Origin of the sequence: Erwinia sp. AnSW2-5, assembly GCF_045107195.1 — a bacterium.
GTDB lineage: Bacteria > Pseudomonadota > Gammaproteobacteria > Enterobacterales > Enterobacteriaceae > Erwinia.
The window spans coordinates 56570-76977 of sequence record NZ_JBJGXA010000005.1; the positions used below are offsets into that span (position 1 = coordinate 56570).

At 53.0% G+C, this 20408-nt stretch carries 20 protein-coding genes, 2 tRNA genes and 1 other RNA gene; 12 read left to right on the forward strand and 11 right to left on the reverse strand.

The features are described from left to right. The first annotated feature begins 362 nt into the window (after nt 1–362). Together ACFL9S_RS04765 and ACFL9S_RS04770 are read left to right on the forward strand one after the other, a co-directional pair. Nucleotides 363–1112 (forward strand): MipA/OmpV family protein, encoded by a 750-nt coding sequence (locus ACFL9S_RS04765; protein ID WP_405260560.1) that lies wholly within the window; start codon nt 363–365, stop codon nt 1110–1112. Nucleotides 1113–1194: 82 nt separating this feature from the next. Continuing rightward, nucleotides 1195–2046: an aldo/keto reductase gene (locus ACFL9S_RS04770; protein WP_405260562.1), complete on the forward strand. Its 852-nt coding sequence runs from the start codon at nt 1195–1197 to the stop codon at nt 2044–2046. A 54-nt stretch (nt 2047–2100) separates the two neighbouring features. Here ACFL9S_RS04770 and ACFL9S_RS04775 read toward each other — a convergent pair whose 3' ends face one another. Together ACFL9S_RS04775 and gapA are read right to left on the reverse strand one after the other, a co-directional pair. Then, nucleotides 2101–2979, reverse strand: coding sequence for a D-hexose-6-phosphate mutarotase (locus ACFL9S_RS04775; protein WP_405260564.1), 879 nt, complete (start codon nt 2977–2979; stop codon nt 2101–2103). 70 nt (nt 2980–3049) lie between these two features. Next, nucleotides 3050–4045 carry a glyceraldehyde-3-phosphate dehydrogenase gene (gene gapA, locus ACFL9S_RS04780; RefSeq protein WP_405260566.1) on the reverse strand — a complete coding sequence of 332 codons (996 nt, stop codon included), beginning with the start codon at nt 4043–4045 and terminating at the stop codon, nt 3050–3052. Between the two features lie 341 nt (nt 4046–4386). On the opposite strand from gapA, the gene msrB reads away from it, so the two are divergent. Continuing rightward, nucleotides 4387–4797, forward strand: coding sequence for a peptide-methionine (R)-S-oxide reductase MsrB (gene msrB, locus ACFL9S_RS04785; protein WP_405260568.1), 411 nt, complete (start codon nt 4387–4389; stop codon nt 4795–4797). 8 nt (nt 4798–4805) lie between these two features. Then, nucleotides 4806–5084 carry a YeaC family protein gene (locus tag ACFL9S_RS04790; RefSeq protein WP_405260570.1) on the forward strand — a complete coding sequence of 93 codons (279 nt, stop codon included), beginning with the start codon at nt 4806–4808 and terminating at the stop codon, nt 5082–5084. A gap of 75 nt (nt 5085–5159) precedes the next feature. Here ACFL9S_RS04790 and pncA read toward each other — a convergent pair whose 3' ends face one another. The 3 genes from pncA to sppA form a co-directional block, all read right to left on the reverse strand. Then, nucleotides 5160–5774, reverse strand: a complete 615-nt coding sequence (gene pncA / locus ACFL9S_RS04795; protein WP_405260572.1) for a bifunctional nicotinamidase/pyrazinamidase — start codon at nt 5772–5774, stop codon at nt 5160–5162. A gap of 16 nt (nt 5775–5790) precedes the next feature. Continuing rightward, nucleotides 5791–6804, reverse strand: coding sequence for an asparaginase (gene ansA, locus ACFL9S_RS04800; RefSeq protein WP_405260574.1), 1014 nt, complete (start codon nt 6802–6804; stop codon nt 5791–5793). 102 nt (nt 6805–6906) lie between these two features. Further along, nucleotides 6907–8763: a signal peptide peptidase SppA gene (gene sppA / locus ACFL9S_RS04805; protein WP_405260576.1), complete on the reverse strand. Its 1857-nt coding sequence runs from the start codon at nt 8761–8763 to the stop codon at nt 6907–6909. A 193-nt stretch (nt 8764–8956) separates the two neighbouring features. Between sppA and ACFL9S_RS04810 the strand changes: the two genes are divergently transcribed. The 3 genes from ACFL9S_RS04810 (at nt 8957) to ACFL9S_RS04820 (ending at nt 11841) form a co-directional block, all read left to right on the forward strand. Then, entirely contained in the window at nt 8957–9508 is a 552-nt protein-coding gene (locus tag ACFL9S_RS04810; RefSeq protein ID WP_405260578.1) for an NAD(P)H nitroreductase, read from the forward strand. 105 nt (nt 9509–9613) lie between these two features. Then, nucleotides 9614–11536, forward strand: coding sequence for a DNA topoisomerase III (locus ACFL9S_RS04815; protein WP_405260580.1), 1923 nt, complete (start codon nt 9614–9616; stop codon nt 11534–11536). After that, nucleotides 11536–11841, forward strand: coding sequence for a YnjH family protein (locus tag ACFL9S_RS04820; RefSeq protein WP_405261061.1), 306 nt, complete (start codon nt 11536–11538; stop codon nt 11839–11841). The genes ACFL9S_RS04815 and ACFL9S_RS04820 overlap by 1 nt, the downstream gene beginning before the upstream one ends. A gap of 66 nt (nt 11842–11907) precedes the next feature. On the opposite strand, the gene xthA is transcribed toward ACFL9S_RS04820, so the two are convergent. From xthA to ACFL9S_RS04850, 6 genes are all read right to left on the reverse strand, one after another. Next, nucleotides 11908–12711, reverse strand: coding sequence for an exodeoxyribonuclease III (gene xthA / locus ACFL9S_RS04825; RefSeq protein ID WP_405260582.1), 804 nt, complete (start codon nt 12709–12711; stop codon nt 11908–11910). Between the two features lie 134 nt (nt 12712–12845). After that, a non-coding RNA gene (locus ACFL9S_RS04830) (RtT sRNA) lies at nt 12846–12974 on the reverse strand. A gap of 39 nt (nt 12975–13013) precedes the next feature. Then, nucleotides 13014–13098: transfer RNA gene (locus tag ACFL9S_RS04835), tRNA-Tyr, on the reverse strand. A gap of 72 nt (nt 13099–13170) precedes the next feature. Continuing rightward, nucleotides 13171–13255, reverse strand: a tRNA-Tyr gene (locus tag ACFL9S_RS04840). Nucleotides 13256–13399: 144 nt separating this feature from the next. Next, nucleotides 13400–14248: a formyltetrahydrofolate deformylase gene (purU, locus tag ACFL9S_RS04845; protein WP_405260584.1), complete on the reverse strand. Its 849-nt coding sequence runs from the start codon at nt 14246–14248 to the stop codon at nt 13400–13402. 39 nt (nt 14249–14287) lie between these two features. Next, on the reverse strand, nt 14288–14749 hold the full coding sequence (locus tag ACFL9S_RS04850) for a YchJ family protein (RefSeq protein WP_405260586.1): 462 nt from the start codon (nt 14747–14749) through the stop codon (nt 14288–14290). A gap of 106 nt (nt 14750–14855) precedes the next feature. Between ACFL9S_RS04850 and rssA the strand changes: the two genes are divergently transcribed. The 5 genes from rssA to ACFL9S_RS04875 all read left to right on the forward strand — a co-directional run bounded on the left by rssA (nt 14856) and on the right by ACFL9S_RS04875 (nt 20366). Beyond that, nucleotides 14856–15764 (forward strand): patatin-like phospholipase RssA, encoded by a 909-nt coding sequence (gene rssA, locus ACFL9S_RS04855; RefSeq protein WP_405260588.1) that lies wholly within the window; start codon nt 14856–14858, stop codon nt 15762–15764. Between the two features lie 95 nt (nt 15765–15859). Continuing rightward, a complete protein-coding gene (gene rssB, locus ACFL9S_RS04860; RefSeq protein WP_405260590.1) occupies nt 15860–16873 on the forward strand; it encodes a two-component system response regulator RssB in 1014 nt (337 codons plus the stop codon). 194 nt (nt 16874–17067) lie between these two features. Next, entirely contained in the window at nt 17068–17976 is a 909-nt protein-coding gene (gene galU, locus ACFL9S_RS04865) for a UTP--glucose-1-phosphate uridylyltransferase GalU (protein WP_405260592.1), read from the forward strand. A gap of 26 nt (nt 17977–18002) precedes the next feature. Then, nucleotides 18003–19343: a UDP-glucose dehydrogenase family protein gene (locus ACFL9S_RS04870; protein ID WP_405260594.1), complete on the forward strand. Its 1341-nt coding sequence runs from the start codon at nt 18003–18005 to the stop codon at nt 19341–19343. 15 nt (nt 19344–19358) lie between these two features. After that, entirely contained in the window at nt 19359–20366 is a 1008-nt protein-coding gene (locus tag ACFL9S_RS04875; protein WP_405260596.1) for an NAD-dependent epimerase, read from the forward strand. Nucleotides 20367–20408: the final 42 nt, after the last annotated feature.

Here is a 20408-nt window from a genome sequence, read left to right on the forward strand (position 1 = left end):
TACAGTGAGTACAGCAACCCTTATGCCAACCTGACTTTTTTTATCGGGAAACACAAAATTGCTGGTCACTCTGCTCGTTGGAATTTAGCGTCTTATAAATAAGCGTAGATTGCATTTAGGAAATTTCCTGATTTACTGAGCATTTTCAATGAAATTTCAATAACAAAGTCATAAACCAGCTATACCATCCCCTTGGTTGATGCGGTCTGACGGGCTTTTGTAAACATCAACATCAGTCCGTTGCGATAGCATTTCGTCGGGTTATTGATTATATGTGCTACTAATAATGTAAATGTATGACTCAATACAACCATACTGTTTAGACTGATGACCGATTGTTATATTAATGGACTGAATAAATTGTGAACCAATTCAAACTTACAGCGCTTACCGCTCTTTTACCTGTCTGTTTTGCTGCGCCTCTCGCACAAGCCAATCCGTTAACGCTGGGCGCATCGCTGCTTTATAGCCAAAGCCCCTACAAGAGCGGCCAGGACCGCTACTATCCGGTTCCCATCATCAATTATGAGGGCGACAGCTTCTATATCCGTAGCCTTCAGGCCGGGTATTTCCTTTGGAAAGACCAGCAGGACCAGCTGTCACTGACGGTGCTTGGCTCACCGCAAAACTATGATCCGGATGAGGCCGATGACGGGGATATGAAATCGCTGAACAAGCGCCATATGACTCTGATGGGCGGTCTGGCGTATCGTCATTCAGCCGACTGGGGTATCGTTCGCACCACGCTGGTAGGCGACATGCTGGATAACAGCAACGGTATTATCTGGGACCTGACCTACCTGTATCGCTTTGAATTCGGCCAGTTCACCCTGACGCCGGGTATCGGTGCGTTATGGAACAGCTCAAACCAGAACGAGTATTACTATGGTATCTCGTCTGCGGAATCCCGCCGCAGTGGTCTGGATCGCTACGATCCGGACAGTAGCTGGAGCCCGTATGTTGAACTGACCGCCGGCTGGGCCATCAGTGACAACTGGAATGCGACACTTTCTGGTCGTTACAGCCGGCTTGGCGATGAAATCAAAGACAGTCCGATGGTGGACAAAGATTCACAGATGCTGTTGTGGACCGGGGTCAGCTATACCTTCTGATGCTATCGCTATGCACTAAAAAGGGGCGCTTTGCGCCCTTTTTTATCATTGTTGCGCCCTAAAAAAGTGCATGGAGAGAAAGATGAGCCGAGTCGTCACGTTTGCCGATGGCACCGACCTGCCTGCAATAGGTCAGGGTACATGGTTTATGGGGGAAGATGCCGCTCAGCGTCACCAGGAAGTCGCTGCATTACAGGCCGGACTGGAGAGAGGGCTGACGCTGATTGATACCGCTGAGATGTATGCCGATGGTGGCGCTGAACGCGTGGTTGGGGAAGCCTTGCGCGGGCGACGTGATCAAGCCTTCCTTGTCTCCAAGGTCTACCCGTGGAATGCCAGTGAAGTGGATGCGGTTGATGCCTGTGAGCGCAGCCTGACGCGCTTAAACACCGATTATCTCGATCTCTATCTGCTGCACTGGCGGGGGAATATCCCGCTGGAAGAGACGCTGCGGGCGATGCAAACATTGCAGCAGCAGGGAAAAATTCGCCGCTGGGGTGTGTCTAACTTTGACAGTGATGACCTCCACGAGTTACTGGCTGAAGAGGGCGGTGCGCAGTGTGCCACCAACCAGGTGCTTTATCATCTGGCCTCTCGCGGTATTGAGTACGATGTGTTACCTGACTGTCAGCAATTAGCGATGCCGCTGATGGCTTACTGTCCACTGGCGCAGGCAGGCCGGTTACGCGCGGAGCTGATGAGTCACCCGACGCTGACCCGGATTGCACAACAAAAGGGCATCAGCATGGCGCAGCTGTTGCTGGCGTGGGTGATCCGCAAAGAGGGCGTCATGGCGATCCCGAAAGCGAGCAACATTGCGCACGTTGATGACAATGCGGCGGCGCTTAAGGTGGTACTGACCAGCGAGGAGCTGGCGCTGATCAATCAGGCGTTTCCTCCGCCAGCAACAAAGCAGCCGCTGGATGTGGTCTGAATTCGGATCGGGCAGAGCTGGGAGCGGCCCGGAAAGGGTCGCTCCAGTCTATCCTTAACGCTTGCTGCGCACCCGGAAGGTGCTCGCCAGGCGGGCAGGTTGTTCACCCGCGCTTTTCATCGGCTGGCTAACATGGGCCGTTTCCACGCACACCATGGTTTTAAAACCTTCGTTAGCCATATCACTCATACTGCATGACAGTTCTGCACCCGGGTTCCAGGTGACAACGTCACTTTGGTGATGATGATAAACCTCAATCACGCGCTGCCCGGCCTTGTCGTCAATCAGGCTGCAATCTGCCGGTTGGGTATAGATGCGGTCGACGCGTTGCGGGTAGGTCTGTTTACCGTCGACAGAGGCACCAGTGACACCGTTGTTGACCTTGTCGATATAGCTCTGGCCCAGACCGCTGACTTCAACGTCTGCAATGTCGGCCACTTCGAAATAGCTGTGCAGTGCGGCGGTGGCATCGAAGTCACCGTGGGCCTCCAGCTCTATTTCACAGCGATCGCTGAAGCGGAAACGGGCAAACAGCGTAAAATCGTGCGGCCAGAGTTTCTTCGTTTGCTCACTGCTTTTTAATTCGAAGGTCAGCATCACGCTGCTGTCATTTTCATCGTGAGCGGTCAGCGTCCACGGCAGAACACGGGCAAAGCCATGTGCAGGTTCACCGGCCGGGCCAAACCACGGCCAGCAGATCGGGACACCACCACGAATAGCTTTACCGGGGTTCCAGGCGGTTTTATCACTTAACCAGACCACCGGTTTTTCACCGGAAGGTTGCCAGGCAATCAGTTGGGCGCCCTGTAAGGTCACGGCAGCACGCACTTTAGGATGCGTCACGACCACCACGGGTAATTCGCCAATCTGACGCTGGGAGAGGTAAGGGGTAATCTGGTTAATCACGGGCAGTGAAAAGAGTTTCTCGTTCATGAGTCAGCCTTCTGAAATTTAACCATAAAAAAAGGGCGACTTCCGTCGCCCTCAGTCTCATTCACGTCGCTTATTTAGCGATGTGAGCAACCAGGTCCAGGACCTTGTTGGAGTAGCCAGTTTCGTTATCGTACCAGGAAACCAGTTTAACGAAAGTGTCGCTCAGTGCGATACCCGCTTTCGCATCAAAGATAGAAGTCAGTGTTTCACCGTTGAAATCGGTAGAAACAACTTCGTCTTCGGTGTAACCCAGAACGCCTTTCATCTCGCCTTCGGCAGCAGCTTTAATCACAGCACAAATTTCTTTGTATGTAGCTGGTTTAGCCAGACGTGCAGTCAGGTCAACAACAGAAACGTTAGGGGTAGGAACGCGGAACGCCATACCAGTCAGTTTGCCGTTCAGCTCAGGAATCACTTTACCTACCGCTTTAGCAGCACCGGTAGAAGAAGGGATGATGTTCTGAGATGCGCCGCGGCCGCCGCGCCAGTCTTTGTGAGACGGGCCATCAACGGTTTTCTGAGTAGCGGTAGTTGCGTGAACAGTTGTCATCAGTGCTTCAACGATACCGAAGTTGTCGTTGATCACTTTAGCCAGTGGTGCCAGGCAGTTGGTGGTACAGGAAGCGTTAGACACGATATCCTGGCCAGCATATGACTTGTGGTTTACACCCATAACGAACATAGGGGTGTCATCTTTAGATGGGCCAGTCAGTACAACTTTCTTCGCGCCAGCTTCGATGTGTTTACGTGCAGTTTCGTCAGTCAGGAAGATGCCCGTTGCTTCTGCAACCACATCCACGCCTACTGCATCCCACTTCAGGTTCGCCGGATCACGCTCAGCGGTAACACGGATGGTTTTGCCGTTAACAACCAGATGGCCGTCTTTGACTTCCACGGTGCCTTTGAAACGGCCGTGAGTTGAGTCGTATTTCAGCATGTAAGCCATGTACTCTGCGTCCAGCAGATCGTTGATTGCAACGATTTCTACATCAGAACGTTCCTGAGCAGCACGGAAAACGATGCGACCGATACGGCCAAAACCGTTGATACCTACTTTGATAGTCATATATTCCACCAGCTTGTTGATAGTGAATAAAAGGTTGGCTGTAAAATTACAAAAACCATACCAGGCGTCAAGCGGAATCGTGTCAATTGTTGCGACAAATCAAACTGTCGAACAGGAATTATTCAACACAAAACCTATTTCTTGACGCGTGAACAACATTGATCTTGGGGCAAGTTGCCCGAATATAAAGGGGTGATGGTTCCAAAGAGTGATCCGCATCACAAATTCGGCGTTGTCTGGATCACCTTATGCACCCGACTCGAAAAATTCACCTGCTCTTGTTAAGTATTTGTTAGAATACCAGCCGATAAATTCAGAATAACACTGCCAGAGAGTCTAACATGGCTAAAGATGATACACCTTTCTCACCCGAAAATGTGTTAACCGAGATGCAGCGCTACGTTACCCAGCAGCGTGGCACAGAACCGCCGTATTCCGGCAAATTGCTGCATAACAAGCACGAAGGCATCTATCACTGCCTGGTTTGTCAGGCTCCGCTGTTTCTGTCCGGGTCAAAATATGACTCCGGCTGTGGCTGGCCGAGCTTCTATGAACCCTACAGTGATGACGCCATTCGCTATCTGGAAGATGAAACTCACGGCATGCAACGCATTGAAATCCGGTGCGGAAGCTGTGATTCTCACCTCGGTCATGTGTTCCCGGATGGTCCGCAGCCGACCGGTGAGCGCTTCTGCGTTAACTCCGCTTCGTTGAGTTTTACCGACGAAGACGGCAACAGCACTCAGGGCTAGGAGTCGTGATGGAACTGGACGAAATGATTGCCAGTATGACGCCAGAAGTGTATCAGCGACTGGTGACGGCCGTAGAAATCGGCAAGTGGGCTGATGGCGTGGCACTGACGCCGGAGCAGAAAGAGAACAGCCTGCAACTGGTCCTGCTGTGGCAGGCGCGTCACAATGAAAACCCGCAACATATGAGTGTAGCGAAAGGCGGGGAAATTGTGACGAAAAGCAAGAAACAGCTCAAAGAAGAGTTCGGGATCAGCGACGACGCGATCACGCGAATAAAACTCCAGTAAATTATTCCTCCCGGAATAATTCTTGCTGATGATATCACCGGGTGGGGCTTTTCCCGCCCGGTGTTTTCGTTGCGTTTAGATAATTTTCGCGCCTGCCCTGGCCATTTCTGTCAGGGCCTTCTGGCTGTCACCTGCCTGCAAATTGACCCCACGGCATCCGGCACTCACCAGGGTGACCTGATATCCCAGCGCCAGCGCATCCAGCACGCTGTATTTAACACAGTAGTCGATTGCCAGGCCCATTACCGTCAGCGCCGTTATGCCGTTCGCCTGGAGCCAGGCATGTAAGTGCGTCTGGTGACGCTGGCCGTTATCATAGAACGCACTGTAGCTGTCGACATCCGGGTTCTCCCCTTTGCACACCTGCAGTGTCAGCAGCGCCTGGTTAAGCTGTGGGTGCAGCTGCGCACCGTGGCTGTGCTGCACGCAGTGATCCGGCCACCACATTTGCGGCAGGCCGTTAAGCTCACCTACGGTCCCTGGCTGCGTACCTGCGCTGGTGGCAAAACTACCGTGTCCTGCCGGATGCCAGTCCAGCGTGGCAATCACCGGCTCACCGCGCTGATGAAACTCGGCAGCGAGGCGGTTTCCCACCGCAATGGTCTGATCACCTTCACTGACGGCCAGCGCGCCACCAGAACAAAAGTCATTTTGCAGATCAATCAACAACAACGCCTCGCGGTCACGCATCAGTTACTCCATTGAATTAGTCCGGGGTCAGTTCACCACGCAGGTTCTGTTTCATCAGCTGACGAATGTCGTTGCTGGTCAGATCCTGGCTCAGAAGGAAGTGCAGTTTGGTCAGTGTTGCCTCAACGGTCAGGTCGGCACCGCTCACGACACCGGCAAGGGCCAGTGCGTTTCCGGTGGCATAGCCGCCCATATTCACCTTACCGGACATGCACTGCGTGAGGTTCACGACCACAATGCCGCGCTCAGACGCTTCTTTCAGTTCCTGCAGGAACTCTTTGTTCTGCGGCGCATTCCCGACGCCATAGGAACGCAGGATCAGTGCTTTTACCGGCTGTTGCAGGAAATTACGTACAACGGCAGCTGAAATGCCCGGATAGATCGTCACCACGCCAATCGGCTGCGGTGTAATCGGATGCACGATCAGCGCTCCCTGACCGGCGGGGGCCGCGGGGGTATTCAGACGACGAATATGGATACCGGCTTCCAGCAGCGGGGCGAGGTTGGGCGAATCAAACGCATTGAAACCGTCAGCGTGCGCCTTGGTGGTGCGGTTACCGCGATAAAGCGTGTTATTGAAGAATAACGTCACTTCATTAATCGGGTAATTAGCGGCAACAAACAGGGAGTTCAGCAGGTTTTGCTGGCCGTCGGATCGCAGTTGCTCCAGGGGGATCTGTGAGCCGGTCACAATCACGGGTTTGGCCAGGTTTTCCAGCATGAACGACAGCGCAGAGGCAGTAAATGCCATGGTGTCGGTGCCGTGCAAAATGACAAAACCATCGTAATTGTCATAATTCTGACGAATGTCATCCGCAATCGATTGCCAGTCTTGCGGCGTCATATCGGAGGAGTCGATCAGCGGCTGGTATTCATGGATGGTGAAATCAGGCATCTCCGGGCGATGAAACTCCGGCATATTGGCCAGTTGACGTTGCAGATGGCCGGAGACCGGGATAAAGCCGTGTTCAGAGCGCTGCATACCGATCGTACCGCCCGTATAGGCGACGTAAATGGATTTCTTTTGCATTAGTAAACTCAAGACTTGCCAAAAAAGCGCAGTATAAGGGGAAAACAGGGGAAAAGCAGCCCGACCAGATGGCGTCGGGCTGAATAGTGATCGCGGTCACCGCTATTTGACGTTACCGCAGCTCAGACAGAAGGCGTAACGGTTCTGAGGATCGTTCAGATCGCCCATCAGTCCTGGCTGATCTTTCATGGTATTCATCACATCCATCATCGGCGCGGGTAACCAGGCTTTCAGCGTTTCAGGCAGTGCCGCGTGTGCGGAGGCATCGACCTGGCTGAACAGCACCTCAATCAGGCTGGGGTCATTCTGATACCAGCTGAGCTGAGGTTGCTTGAGTTTGGCCAGCTCTGCGGCTTTGGCGACGGCATCGTCAAAGTCACCCAGCGCATCCACCAGCCCGTTTGCTTTCGCGTCGCTGCCGGTCCAGACATGGCCCTGTGCAATCTGGTCAATCTGTTCCGGTGTTTTGTTGCGCGACGTCGCCACCAGACCGAGGAAGTTTTTATAGCCATTCTCGATGCTCAACTGCATCAGCTGTTGCACTTCTGTTGGCAGCGCCTTGGTGCTGGCAATATCAGCCAGCGGTGAGGTCGCTACGCCGTCAGTGTGTACGCCGATCGCATCCAGTGAGTTCTCAACCGTGTTAATCACGCCGAAAATCCCGATGGAACCGGTCAGCGTATTCGGGCTGGCAATGATGTAGTTAGCCGGTGTAGACACCCAGTAACCGCCTGATGCTGCCATACCGCCCATCGATACCACCACCGGCTTACCCGCTGCTTTTGCGGCTGCCAGCTCTTCACGGATGGTTTCAGATGCCGTCACGCTGCCGCCAGGGCTGTTCACGCGGAAAACGATCGCTTTGATTTTCGGATCAAGGCGCGCATCCCGGATCTCCATTGCGGTGGTGTCACCACCAACGCTGCCCGGTGTTTCTTCGCCATCCATGATCGCGCCATTGGCCATGATGACCGCGACGTTGCCATCGGTGGTCGGGGTGTTTTTCAGCGGATAGTCATAAATGCTGGTGCCGTTATAGTCTTTCGCCTGTTTATCCCAGCCGAATGTTTTCACCAGTTGCTGATCCACAATGGACGGAGAAGCCAGTTCATCCACCAGCTTGGCGTCTTTGGCATACTGAGCCGTATCGCCACCGACTTTCTGCAAGCCATCCAGCACGCCCTGCGCACCCGGGAACACCTGGTCTGCGGTGATCTGACGGTTGGCCGCCAGTGTATTCACATAGTTTTGCCACAGCTCACCGACCCAGCGACTGTCGGCATCCCGTGCCGCAGGTGACATATCATCACGCAGGAAAGGCTCAACGGCTGATTTATACGTCCCGACGCGGAAGACATGAGAGCTGACTTTCAGCTTATCCAGCAGGGTTTTGTAGTAGAGACCGTTGGTGGCAAAGCCGTGCAAGTCGACCGTTCCCTGTGGGGAGAGGTAGATCTTATTCGCGAAGCTGGCGAGGTAATATTGCGCCTGGCTGTAGCTGTCGCCCGTGGCGTAAATCGGTTTGCCGCTGTCGCGGAACTCGCGCAGTGCTTTACCAATATATTGCAGTGACGGCTGATCAGCGCCAGCAAAGTTGCGTAAATCCAGCACCATGCCGGTAATTTTTGCATCCCCTTTTGCCTGGCGAATGGCATCCACCACGTCAAACAGGGAATTTTCTTTCAGGCGATCGCTGCTGGCACCCAGCAGCTGGCGGCTCAGTTTACTCATCGTATTGCTGACGGACGGTTTATCGACCACCACACCGCTGAGGTTGACGGTCAGCGCACCTTTCTGAACATCGGCAGGCGTGCTGGCACTGTTAAACTGCAACCAGATACCTGCGCCTACCAGGATCAGCAAAATAAGGAAAAGGTTGAGAATAAATTCGCGTACGAAATTCAGCACCCGCCATGTCCACTTAAAAAAATTAGCGATAATTCGCCACAAGACGCGCATAAACTCTCCATAATCGCAATGAAATACCCGATACGCGTGATGTCGGTGACAGCGTAACCGCTAAACCGGGCAGTAATAGCTCACATCCTAAATAGCAGTGGCGTAATTGTCAGCAGGAAAAAGCGCAATGCTGTAACAAAACATCATCCTGTGCTAGTTTCTGCGGGATACAAATTATTATCAGGAGGAAGTTATGGACGCTCTGGAATTACTGGTTAACCGTCGCTCAGCATCCCGTCTGGCGGTGCCAGCGCCGGCAGGTGAGGTACTGGAAAACATTCTGCAGGCAGGTATGCGCGCTCCCGATCACGGCACCTTGCAGCCGTGGCGTTTCATCATCATTGAAAATGAAGGCCGCGATCGCTTCAGCGCGCTGCTGGAAAAAGTCTCACGTGATGCACAGCTGGATGACAAAGCCATCGAAAAAGCGCAGCAGGCGCCATTCCGTGCCCCGATGATTATTACCGTGGTTGCTCACTGTGAAGAGCATCCAAAGGTGCCGCGCTGGGAGCAGGTGGTTTCTGCTGGCTGCGCCGTGATGGCAATGCAGATGGCCGCAGCGGCACAGGGTTTTAACGGCATCTGGCGCAGCGGTGCCTGGACAGAAGACGAAACGGTACGCCAGGCATTCGGTTGCCGCACGCAGGATGCCATTGTCGGTTTCCTCTATCTGGGCACCCCGCAGTTGAAATCCTCAACCACTATCCAGTCGCCAGATAGCGCACCATTCGTCAGCTATTTCTGAGTGATACAGATGAACGAGAACACGATTCGTCTGACGCAGTACAGCCACGGAGCAGGCCGGAAGGGCCGTTATTGAAGTCAAACCCTGAGCAGGATTTACCCACGGATGCGTTTGTTTATTGCCGAGAAACCCAGTCTTGCCCGTGCTATTGCGGATGTCCTGCCCAAGCCACATCGTCGTGGTGATGGTTATATTGCCTGTGGTCCCGACCAGGTGGTGACCTGGTGCGTGGGGCACCTGTTAGAACAGGCGCAGCCTGACAGTTATAACAGCCGTTTTGCCCGCTGGTCGCTGGCTGACCTGCCTATTGTGCCGGAAAAGTGGCAGCTGAAGCCGCGCCCGTCGGTCGCCAAGCAGCTTAATGTCATCAAAGGCTTGCTGGAGCAGGCCAGTGAAGTGGTTCACGCAGGTGACCCGGACCGCGAAGGTCAGCTTCTGGTCGATGAAGTGCTGGACTACCTGACCATGCCGGTGGAGAAGCGGGCAAAGGTACAGCGTTGCCTGATTAACGATCTCAACCCGCAGGCGGTGGAAAGAGCTATTGGGCGACTGCGCGAAAACCGCGAATTCATTCCGCTGTGCGTCTCGGCGCTGGCGCGTTCACGCGCTGACTGGTTGTATGGCATCAACATGACCCGTGCATACACCCTGTTGGGGCGTAATGCTGGCTATGATGGCGTTCTGTCTGTGGGGCGTGTTCAGACGCCCGTGCTCGGACTGGTGGTGCGCCGCGATGAAGAAATTGAAAACTTCGTGGCGAAAGATTTTTTTGAAGTGAAAGCGCATATCGTCACGCCAAAGGATGAACGCTTTGTCGCGCTGTGGCAGCCCAGTGACTCCTGCGAGCCTTATCAGGATGAAGAGGGGCGTTTGCTGCATCGCCCGCTGGCGGATCATGTGGTGGCGCGTATTGATGGCCAGCCCGCACTGGTTACCAGCTATAACGACAAACGTGAGAACGATACGGCACCGCTGCCGTTTTCACTGTCGGCGTTACAGATTGAAGCGGGTAAACGTTTTGGTCTGAGCGCACAGATTGTTCTCGATACCTGTCAGCGTCTGTATGAAACCCATAAGCTGATCACCTATCCGCGTTCTGACAGTCGCTATCTGCCCGATGAACACTTTGCCGGGCGTCAGGCAGTACTGAATGCCATTAATGCCCATCAGCCCGATCTGACACCGCCTGCCGATTTCAACAGCGACCAGAAGAATCGCTGCTGGGATGATAAAAAAGTGGATGCGCACCATGCCATTGTCCCCACAGCGCGCAGCAGCCGGGTCTCTCTGACGGAGAACGAACAGCAGATCTATCGGCTGATCGCCACCCAGTATCTGATGCAGTTCTGCCCGGATGCGGTGTATCGCAAGTGCGTGATCGAACTGGATATCGCGGGGGGTAAGTTTGTGGCTAAGGCGCGGTTCCTTGCTGAAGCGGGCTGGCGTGCGCTGCTGGGCAGCAAAGAGCGTGATGAAGAGAACGATGGCACGCCGCTACCGGTAGTGGCGAAGGGCGATGAGCTGTTGTGCGAGCGCGGGGAAGTGGTTGATAAGCAGACCCAGCCGCCGCGACCCTTTACGGATGCCACGTTACTTTCGGCGATGACGGGCATTGCACGCTTTGTTCAGGATAAAGATCTCAAGAAAGTGCTGCGTGCGACCGATGGTTTAGGTACGGAAGCTACGCGCGCCGGGATTATCGAGCTGTTGTTTAAACGCACGTTCTTATTCAAGAAAGGGCGTTATATCCACTCCAGCCCGGCGGGTCGCGCGTTAATCCATTCACTGCCGGAGATGGCCGCACGGCCTGATATGACCGCGCAGTGGGAGTCAACGCTGACTAAAATCAGTGAGAAACAGTGTCGCTATCAGGACTTTATGTTCCCGCTGGTCGAAACACTGCACAGTCTTATCCATCAGGCGCGACAGCAACCCGCTGCGCATGCATTCCGGGGCTTACCGGCACCGGCGACGAACAAAGCGAAAAAACCGCGCCGTAAGGCGGCAAAAGAGAAGGAGAGCGAGTGATGAAATTGCGTCTGGCTATGTTACTGCTGCTGGCTATTAGCGCCCCGACGATGGCCGAACGTTACACCAGTAACGGCCACGGTAATAATAACGGCGGCAATACTGATGTCGTGGTCGATCTGCCACCGGAAGTCTGGACTCAGGGGAGCGGCAACAGTCAGCCACCGTGTCAACGCTGCTGTATCTATGAGAACCGGAGCTATACCGAAGGTGCCGTACTGAAAAGTGAAGGGGTTCTGTTGCAGTGCGCACGTGATGAGCAATCGCTGGGAACCAACAATCTCATCTGGCGGATTGTGAAGTAAAAACATCATCGTTGGTGTTGCAGGGCGGCGGGGTGCCGTCCTGCAACAGGATATCAGCGCGATAAATTACAGTGAAAACTCTGCCCAAATTGGCGCATGATCTGACGGCTTTTCCATCCCGCGAATGTCATAATCAATCCCGGTCGCGATGCAGCGCTCCGCCAGCGGTTTGCTGGCCAGTACCAGATCGATACGCAGTCCACGATTGTCATCGAAACCTTTAGAACGGTAGTCGAACCAGGAGAAGCGGTCATTAGCTTCCGGGTTCTGTGCGCGCCAGGTATCGACCAGCCCCCAGTTCATCAGACGATCCATCCATTCACGCTCTTCCGGAAGGAAAGAGCACTTGCCGGTGCGCAACCAGCGCTTGCGGCTCTCTTCACCGATGCCAATATCCAGATCGGTGCTGCTGATATTCATATCGCCCATGATCAGAATCTGATTGTCAGTACTTTGCTGCTCCAGATAGCTTTGCAGATCGCGATAGAATTTCTCTTTTGCCGGGAATTTGGTGGCATGGTCACGGCTTTCACCCTGAGGGAAATAGCCGTTAAGCACCGTCACAATGCCGGAAGCCGTCGGGATATCGGCCATAATCATACGACGCTGAGCGTCTTCATCATCACCGTCAAAGCCACGGCGCACGGCAAGCGGCTCTGCTTTGGTCATCAGCGCAACGCCGTAGTGGCCTTTTTGACCGTGGTAAAAAACGTGGTAGCCGAGTTTAGCGACCTCTTCGAGAGGAAACATATCGTCGTGAACTTTCGTTTCTTGCAGGCCGATAACATCCGGCTGATGCTGCTCAACGATCGCTTGAAGCTGATGCGGGCGCGCACGCAGCCCATTGATATTAAAAGAAAGAAATTTCATAGCACAGGCCATTTTGCGTGGAAAAAGTGGGCCGAATGGTAGCAGGTTTTGCCAGCAGAAAGAAATATTGCTGCGATTGATAAAGGGGAGATGAAAGTGTGGAGCAAGTTTGGAAGTATCTGGATATTTGAAGATGGTGGTGGGGGAAGGATTATTCGTCGCTAAGCTCCTCACCCTGCGGGCCGCCATAAATGGCGTTGTCTCACTGCGTTCGACGCAAACCTTCGGTCGAAGCTTCTCATTCTTCCCCAACGGGAATATGAAAGCGTGATGCAGTTTGGGAGTATTTAGGTATTAGAAGATGGTGGTGGGGGAAGGATTCGAACCTTCGAAGTCGATGACGGCAGATTTACAGTCTGCTCCCTTTGGCCGCTCGGGAACCCCACCAGGGGAAGCGTGTTAACAAGTTCAGAATCTTTACTGCGGAAGGATAACTGCGTCGCTGCGCTCTCCCAGAAATGGTGGTGGGGGAAGGATTCGAACCTTCGAAGTCGATGACGGCAGATTTACAGTCTGCTCCCTTTGGCCGCTCGGGAACCCCACCACTGGCCTGATTACTGTGCTTGTTAAGCGGGGCGCATCATATCAAATGAAGTGATGCTGTAAAGCCCCGTTTTGCATAAAACAGCGTGTTTGCCGTTTTTTTGCCCGTGATGCTGTTTTGTCAGACAAAACAGCATCATCCGGCTCACAAAATGATGGTGCGGTTGCCGTAAACAAAGACGCGCTGAGCCAGTACCTGATAAAGGGCACGGCTCAGGGCATTTTTCTCAACGTCACGACCCGCACGCATCATATCTTCAGCGGTGTAGGTGTGATCAACATGGATCACGTCCTGCATAATGATCGGGCCTTCATCCAGGTTGTCATTCACGTAGTGCGCGGTCGCACCGATGATCTTCACTCCGCGCTCATATGCCTGATGATACGGGCGCGCACCGATAAAGGCGGGCAGGAATGAGTGGTGGATATTGATGATCTGATTTGGGTAACGCTGCACAAAGCCCGGAGTCAGCACGCGCATGTATTTTGCCAACACCACATAATCAGGCTGGTAGCGGTCGATTTCCGCAGCCATATTATTGTCATGCTCTTCGCGGGTTAACCCTTCATGGCTGACCAGAACGAAGGGAATGTCAAAACGCTCAACCAGCGTGCGCAGTGTGTCATGGTTGCCAATGACGGCGGCAATCTCGACATCCAGACCACCGTAGGCGCTTTTCATCAGCAGGTCGCCCAGGCAGTGCGCTTCTTTCGTCACGAGGATAACAATGCGACGACGACCTGCGGGTTGCAGTTCACGCACGGATCCAACAGGCAGCGCGCTGTCGAGATCGGCCAGCAGCGTACCGTCATTAAAAATGCCTTCCAGCTCAGTGCGCATAAAAAAGCGACCGGTGCGGTGATCGACAAACTCATTGTTTTGCACAATGTTCAGTTCGTGTTTGTAGCAAATATTGGTTATTTTCGCGATCAACCCTTTAGCGTCAGGGCAGATAGTGCGTAGAACTTTACGTTGCAGTGTTTGCGCTTGCATTGCGATGGTAATCCTGTCGATACAAAAGGGAAAACCGGGTCACGACTGACCACAGCATTTCTTGTATTTTTTGCCAGAGCCACATGGACACTGGTCATTACGCCCGATTGGCGGGAAAATTCCGTCGATATAGTACCAGCGTTGTTCCTCACGAAGAAAGCGCGAACGTTCATGAATAAAACTTTCACGCCCATTTTCCGTGAATCGGGCAAAAAATGTCACATAACCCTGGGGCTTATCCGGCACTATTTCACTGTTAAGGATGGTTAATCCCCGCCAGTGAGTATGAGGATAGCTCTCTTCAATACTGGCTGAGAACCGCTCTGCGTGGCACGACGGGTGCCAGGTCGCCACCAGATAGGGTGTGTCCTGCTTCACATAAGCGCTGTAGCGTGAGCGCATCAGGCTTTCTGGTGTGGCGGGGAGAGCGCTACCGTTTAGATACGATTCGCAACATAGGCTATACTGCAACCCGCTACCGCACGGACAATGTTCAGACACGTTGACTCCGGAAGTGTTATGACAGGTAAGAAGATATTCAGGCGTCATGATAACCGGGCAGACGCGGTGATGCCATTTTGTTCGTTGAGCACTGGCCAGAGGTGGAATGAGACAGGTAAAAATCGGGCTTGCGCTGGGATCGGGAGCAGCCAAAGGATGGGCGCACATTGGTGTTATTAATGCCCTTGAACGTGCTGGAATTCGCATTGACGTGGTAGCTGGATGCTCTGTCGGTGCTCTGGTGGGCGCAACCTATGCGACTCATCGTCTGCCATTGATGGAGCGCTGGGTGCGATCTTTCAGCTACTGGCAGGTCATTCGCTTGATGGATTTCTCCTGGCGACGTGGCGGGCTAATCCGTGGCGAGCGAGTCTTCAGTCATGTCCGCAGTTTGATCAACTGTGACACCATCCAGCAGTGCGCAATGCCTTTTGGTGCCGTCGCCACTAACCTCAGTACCGGACGCGAACTGTGGCTGACGGAAGGCGATTTGCATCAGGCCGTCCGGGCTTCCTGCAGTATGCCAGGCTTACTGGCACCGGTGAGCTGGAACGGTTACTGGCTGGTGGATGGTGCGGTAGTCAATCCTGTTCCTATCTCTTTGACGCGTGCGTTGGGGGCCGATATCGTGATTGCGGTCGACCTTCAGCATGACGCACATCTTATGCAGCAGGAACTCTTCTCGGTCACGCCAGAATCGGATATCGACACTCACTTACCTGAGCCGAACAGTTGGAGCGGTCGACTGCGCCAGCGCATCGGACGCATCAAATCACGTAAGATGCACTATACGCCGGGCGCGATGGAAATCATGTCCACATCCATTCAGGTTTTGGAAAACCGGCTTAAGCGTAATCGCATGGCAGGCGATCCTCCTGATGTGCTGATACAGCCATTCTGTCCGCAAATCTCCACCCTGGATTTTCATCGGGCGGAGGAAGCGATTGAAGCGGGGAGATTATCCGTTGAGAAAAAAATGGACGAACTGTTACCGCTGGTGCGTGACAGGCAATAGAGTGGTCGATTGAGCATGCTACTTCAGGCAATTCTGAGAGGCGCAAAAGGCGTTTATAGACCACTATTGAGGTATCTGTTATGCAGGGGGACACAATGGAAAAACCATTAAACGGAAAACATATTCTCATCGTCGAGGACGAAGTCGTTTTCCGTTCCCTGCTGGATAATTTTCTCACCGCTCTAGGGGCCGTTGTCAGTCTGGCGGATGACGGTATCCACGCGCTTGAAATGATGGTTCATACGCCTCCTGACCTGATGATTTGTGATCTTGCGATGCCGCGCATGGGCGGTATTCAGCTGGTTGAGCATGTGCGCAGCAAGGGGGGGGCGTTGCCGATCCTTGTGATATCTGCCACGGAGAATATGTCGGACATTGCGCACGTTCTGCGATTAGGTGTGCAGGATGTCCTGCTGAAACCGGTGAAAGACCTCGGTCGGCTGCGCGAAGCTGTTTTTGAATGTCTTTATCCCTCGATGTTTACCTCTAAAGTGGAAGAAGATGAGCAGCTGTTTCAGGACTGGGACGCGCTGGTTAGCGATCCACAGGCCGCTGCAAAATTACTGAAAGAGCTGCAACCCCCCGTGCAACAGACAATTGCTCACTGTCGAGTGAACTATCGCCAGCTCACCATGGCAGAACAGCCTGGGCTGGTCCTGGATGTCGCGGCATTGTCTGAGAAAGATCTGGCCTTTTACTGTCTGGATGTTACCCGTGCAGGCGACAACGGCGTTCTGGCTGCATTATTGTTGCGGGCACTGTTCAACGGTCTGTTACAGGAACAGTTATCAGGGCAGGGACCGCGCTTGCCTGAACTCGGCGCATTACTTAAACAGGTCAATCTTTTATTACGTCAGGCCAACCTGAAAGGGCAATTCCCGCTACTGGTTGGCTATTATCACCAGGGATTAAAGAACCTGATCCTGGTTTCTGCTGGTTTAAACGCCTCTCTCAATGTTCATACCCACCAAATCCAGTTGAGCAACGGTGTCCCTCTTGGCACGCTCGGCAGCACACATCTTAATCAAATTAGCCAGCGTTGTGATGCCTGGCAATGTCAGGTATGGGGCGCCGGAGGGCGGCTACGCCTGATGTTGTCTACAGAATAACCACCCCGTGACTATTTTCATCTGGCCCTGGCAGACAGGGCCAGAGATAAGCTTTACACTTGGGTAATAGTCTTAATTTGCGCTGAAATGGTTTAACCAGGATAAATCCGCGTGGGTTCAACTGGTATACTCACTTCGTTTTTTAACTCGACATATCAAGTAATAACTTGAACGGCCTAAAGAGAGGTACTTTGATGTCTGCCTATAAGTCCAAAGTAAAAAAAGCGGTTATCCCTGTTGCTGGTTTGGGAACGCGTATGTTACCTGCCACAAAAGCGATTCCAAAAGAGATGCTGCCGCTGGTTGATAAGCCGCTGATTCAGTATGTCGTAAACGAATGTATCGCCGCAGGAATTAATGAAATTGTGCTGGTTACGCACTCTTCCAAAAACTCCATTGAAAACCACTTCGACACCAGTTTTGAACTGGAAGCGATGCTGGAAAAGCGTGTTAAGCGTCAGCTGCTGGAAGAGATCCAGTCCATCTGTCCACCGCACGTCACCATCATGCAGGTCCGTCAGGGTCTGGCGAAAGGCCTCGGCCACGCAGTGATGTGTGCCTGGCCTGTGATTGGCAATGAGCCTGTTGCGGTGATCCTGCCAGACGTGATTATCGACGAATACGAATCTGACCTGTCTACCGAGAACCTGGCAGAGATGATGAAGCGCTTCGACGAAACCGGTCACAGCCAGATCATGGTTGAGCCAGTAGCCGATGTGACGGCGTATGGCGTTGTTGACTGCCAGGGCGCAGAGCTGAAGCCGGGCGATAGCGCACCGATGGTCGGTGTGGTCGAGAAGCCAAAAGCTGACAAAGCACCCTCCAACCTCGCGGTTGTGGGGCGCTACATTCTGTCTGCGGATATCTGGCCACTGCTGGCGAAAACCCCTCCAGGTGCCGGTGATGAAATCCAGCTGACGGATTCAATCGCCATGCTGATGGAGAAAGAAACCGTAGAAGCTTATCACCTGAAAGGTGTGAGCCACGACTGTGGTAACAAACTGGGCTACATGCAGGCTTTCGTTGAGTACGGTGTGCGTCACAACACACTGGGCAGCGATTTCAAAGCCTGGCTGGAAACCACCGTTGGTAATAAAAAGTAAGTTTAATTTCTAACCGGGACAATTCAATGAAAGTCACCGTATTTGGTATCGGCTATGTTGGTCTGGTTCAGGCTGCAGTTCTGGCCGAAGTCGGACATGACGTTCTTTGCATCGATGTCGACGAGAACAAAGTCGAGAATCTGAAGAAAGGGATCATTCCTATATTTGAACCGGGCCTGACGCCGCTGGTTATGCAGAACTATGAGGCGGGCCGCCTGAAGTTCTCCACGAACGCTGAAGATGGCGTCAACCATGGTGTTATGCAGTTTATTGCTGTCGGTACGCCACCGGATGAAGATGGTTCGGCTGACCTGAAGTATGTGACAGCGGTTGCACGCACCATTGCGCAGCACATGAAAGACCACAAAGTGGTGCTGGACAAGTCAACCGTGCCAGTAGGTACGGCTGACCGTGTGCGTAAGGTCATGGAAGAAACCCTGAAAGAGCGCGGCGTATCGCTGACCTTTGATGTGGTCTCTAACCCTGAGTTCCTGAAAGAAGGCGCGGCAGTCAGCGACTGCATGCGTCCAGAGCGTATTGTTATCGGTACGGATAATGATGACGTTGTCGAGCTGCTGCGTGAGCTGTACGAGCCGTTCAACCGTAATCACGACCGTATGATCCTGATGGATATTCGTAGTGCTGAACTGACCAAGTATGCAGCAAACTGCATGCTGGCGACTAAAATCAGCTTTATGAACGAAATCTCCAACCTGGCCGAGCGCCTGGGTGCAGATGTTGAAAAAGTCCGCCAGGGTATTGGTTCTGATTCGCGTATTGGCTACTCCTTCATCTATCCGGGCTGCGGTTACGGTGGTTCCTGCTTCCCGAAAGATGTGCAGGCACTGATCCGTACCGCTGAGCAGATTGGCTACACGCCGCGTCTGTTAAAAGCGGTGGAAGATGTCAACGACTCGCAGAAGAACAAGCTGCCAACCTTTATCAAGCGTCATTTTGGTGAAAATTTACAGGGCAAAACCTTTGCCGTGTGGGGGCTGTCATTTAAGCCAAACACCGATGATATGCGTGAAGCTTCCAGCCGTGTTCTGATGGAAGCGTTATGGCAGGCAGGGGCAACGGTTCAGGCCTTTGACCCTGAAGCCATGGACGAAGCCCAGCGCATCTATGGTCATCGCAGCGATCTGAAGCTGATGGGAACCAAAGAAGCGGCACTTCAGGGGGCAGATGGCCTGGTTATCTGTACTGAATGGCAAAACTTCCGTGCACCTGATTTTGATGTGATTAAAAATGCTCTGAAAGAACCCGTGATTTTTGATGGTCGTAACCTGTATGATCCAGAAAGAATCAGCAAACGCGGTTTTGTTTATTATGCAATCGGCCGCGGAGCATCTCTACAAATTGCATAATTAAACGAGGGTAGTATGAAATATCTGGTCACCGGCGCAGCAGGCTTCATTGGCTTTCATGTCACGCAACGTCTGCTTGCCGCCGGTCACCAGGTTGTCGGTCTCGACAACCTGAATGATTATTATGATGTGAATCTCAAGACCGCACGTCTTGATCAGATTAACCCCCACCCTGAATTCACCTTTGTGAAAGGCGATCTTGCCGATCGTGAAGGTATGGCCGACCTGTTTCGAACGCAAGGCTTCCAGCGTGTTATCCACCTCGCAGCACAGGCGGGTGTTCGCTACTCACTGGATAACCCTCTGGCATACGCTGACGCTAACCTGATTGGTCATCTCAATATTCTGGAAGGGTGTCGCCACAATAAAGTGGAACATCTGCTGTATGCTTCTTCCAGCTCGGTATATGGCCTTAATCGTAAAATGCCATTCTCGACAGATGACTCCGTTGACCATCCTGTTTCACTGTATGCGGCGACCAAGAAGGCGAATGAGCTGATGTCGCATACCTATTCTCATCTGTACGGTATTCCCACCACGGGATTGCGCTTCTTTACGGTATACGGTCCGTGGGGGCGTCCTGATATGGCGCTATTTAAGTTTACCCGCGCTATTCTTGCGGGTGAAAAAATCGACGTTTATAACCACGGACAGATGCGCCGCGACTTTACCTATATCGACGATATTGCTGAAGCGGTTGTACGCCTGCAGGACGTTATCCCGCAAGCGGATAAAGACTGGACGGTGGAGAGTGGCAGCCCGGCAACCAGCTCTGCACCGTACCGGGTATATAATATCGGTAACAGCCAGCCTGTGACGCTGATGGCGTATATTGAAGCGCTGGAAAATGCACTGGGGCAGGTGGCTGATAAAAATATGTTACCGATGCAGCCTGGTGATGTGATGGAAACCAGTGCCGATACGACGGCGTTATATCAGGTTATCGGCTTCAAGCCGAAAACGTCGGTGGAAGAGGGTGTTGCGAGCTTTGTAGAGTGGTACAAAGGTTTCTACCCGGTTTAATTTCCGGTCGATACTCAAAGAAAAAGGAAGCCATTGGCTTCC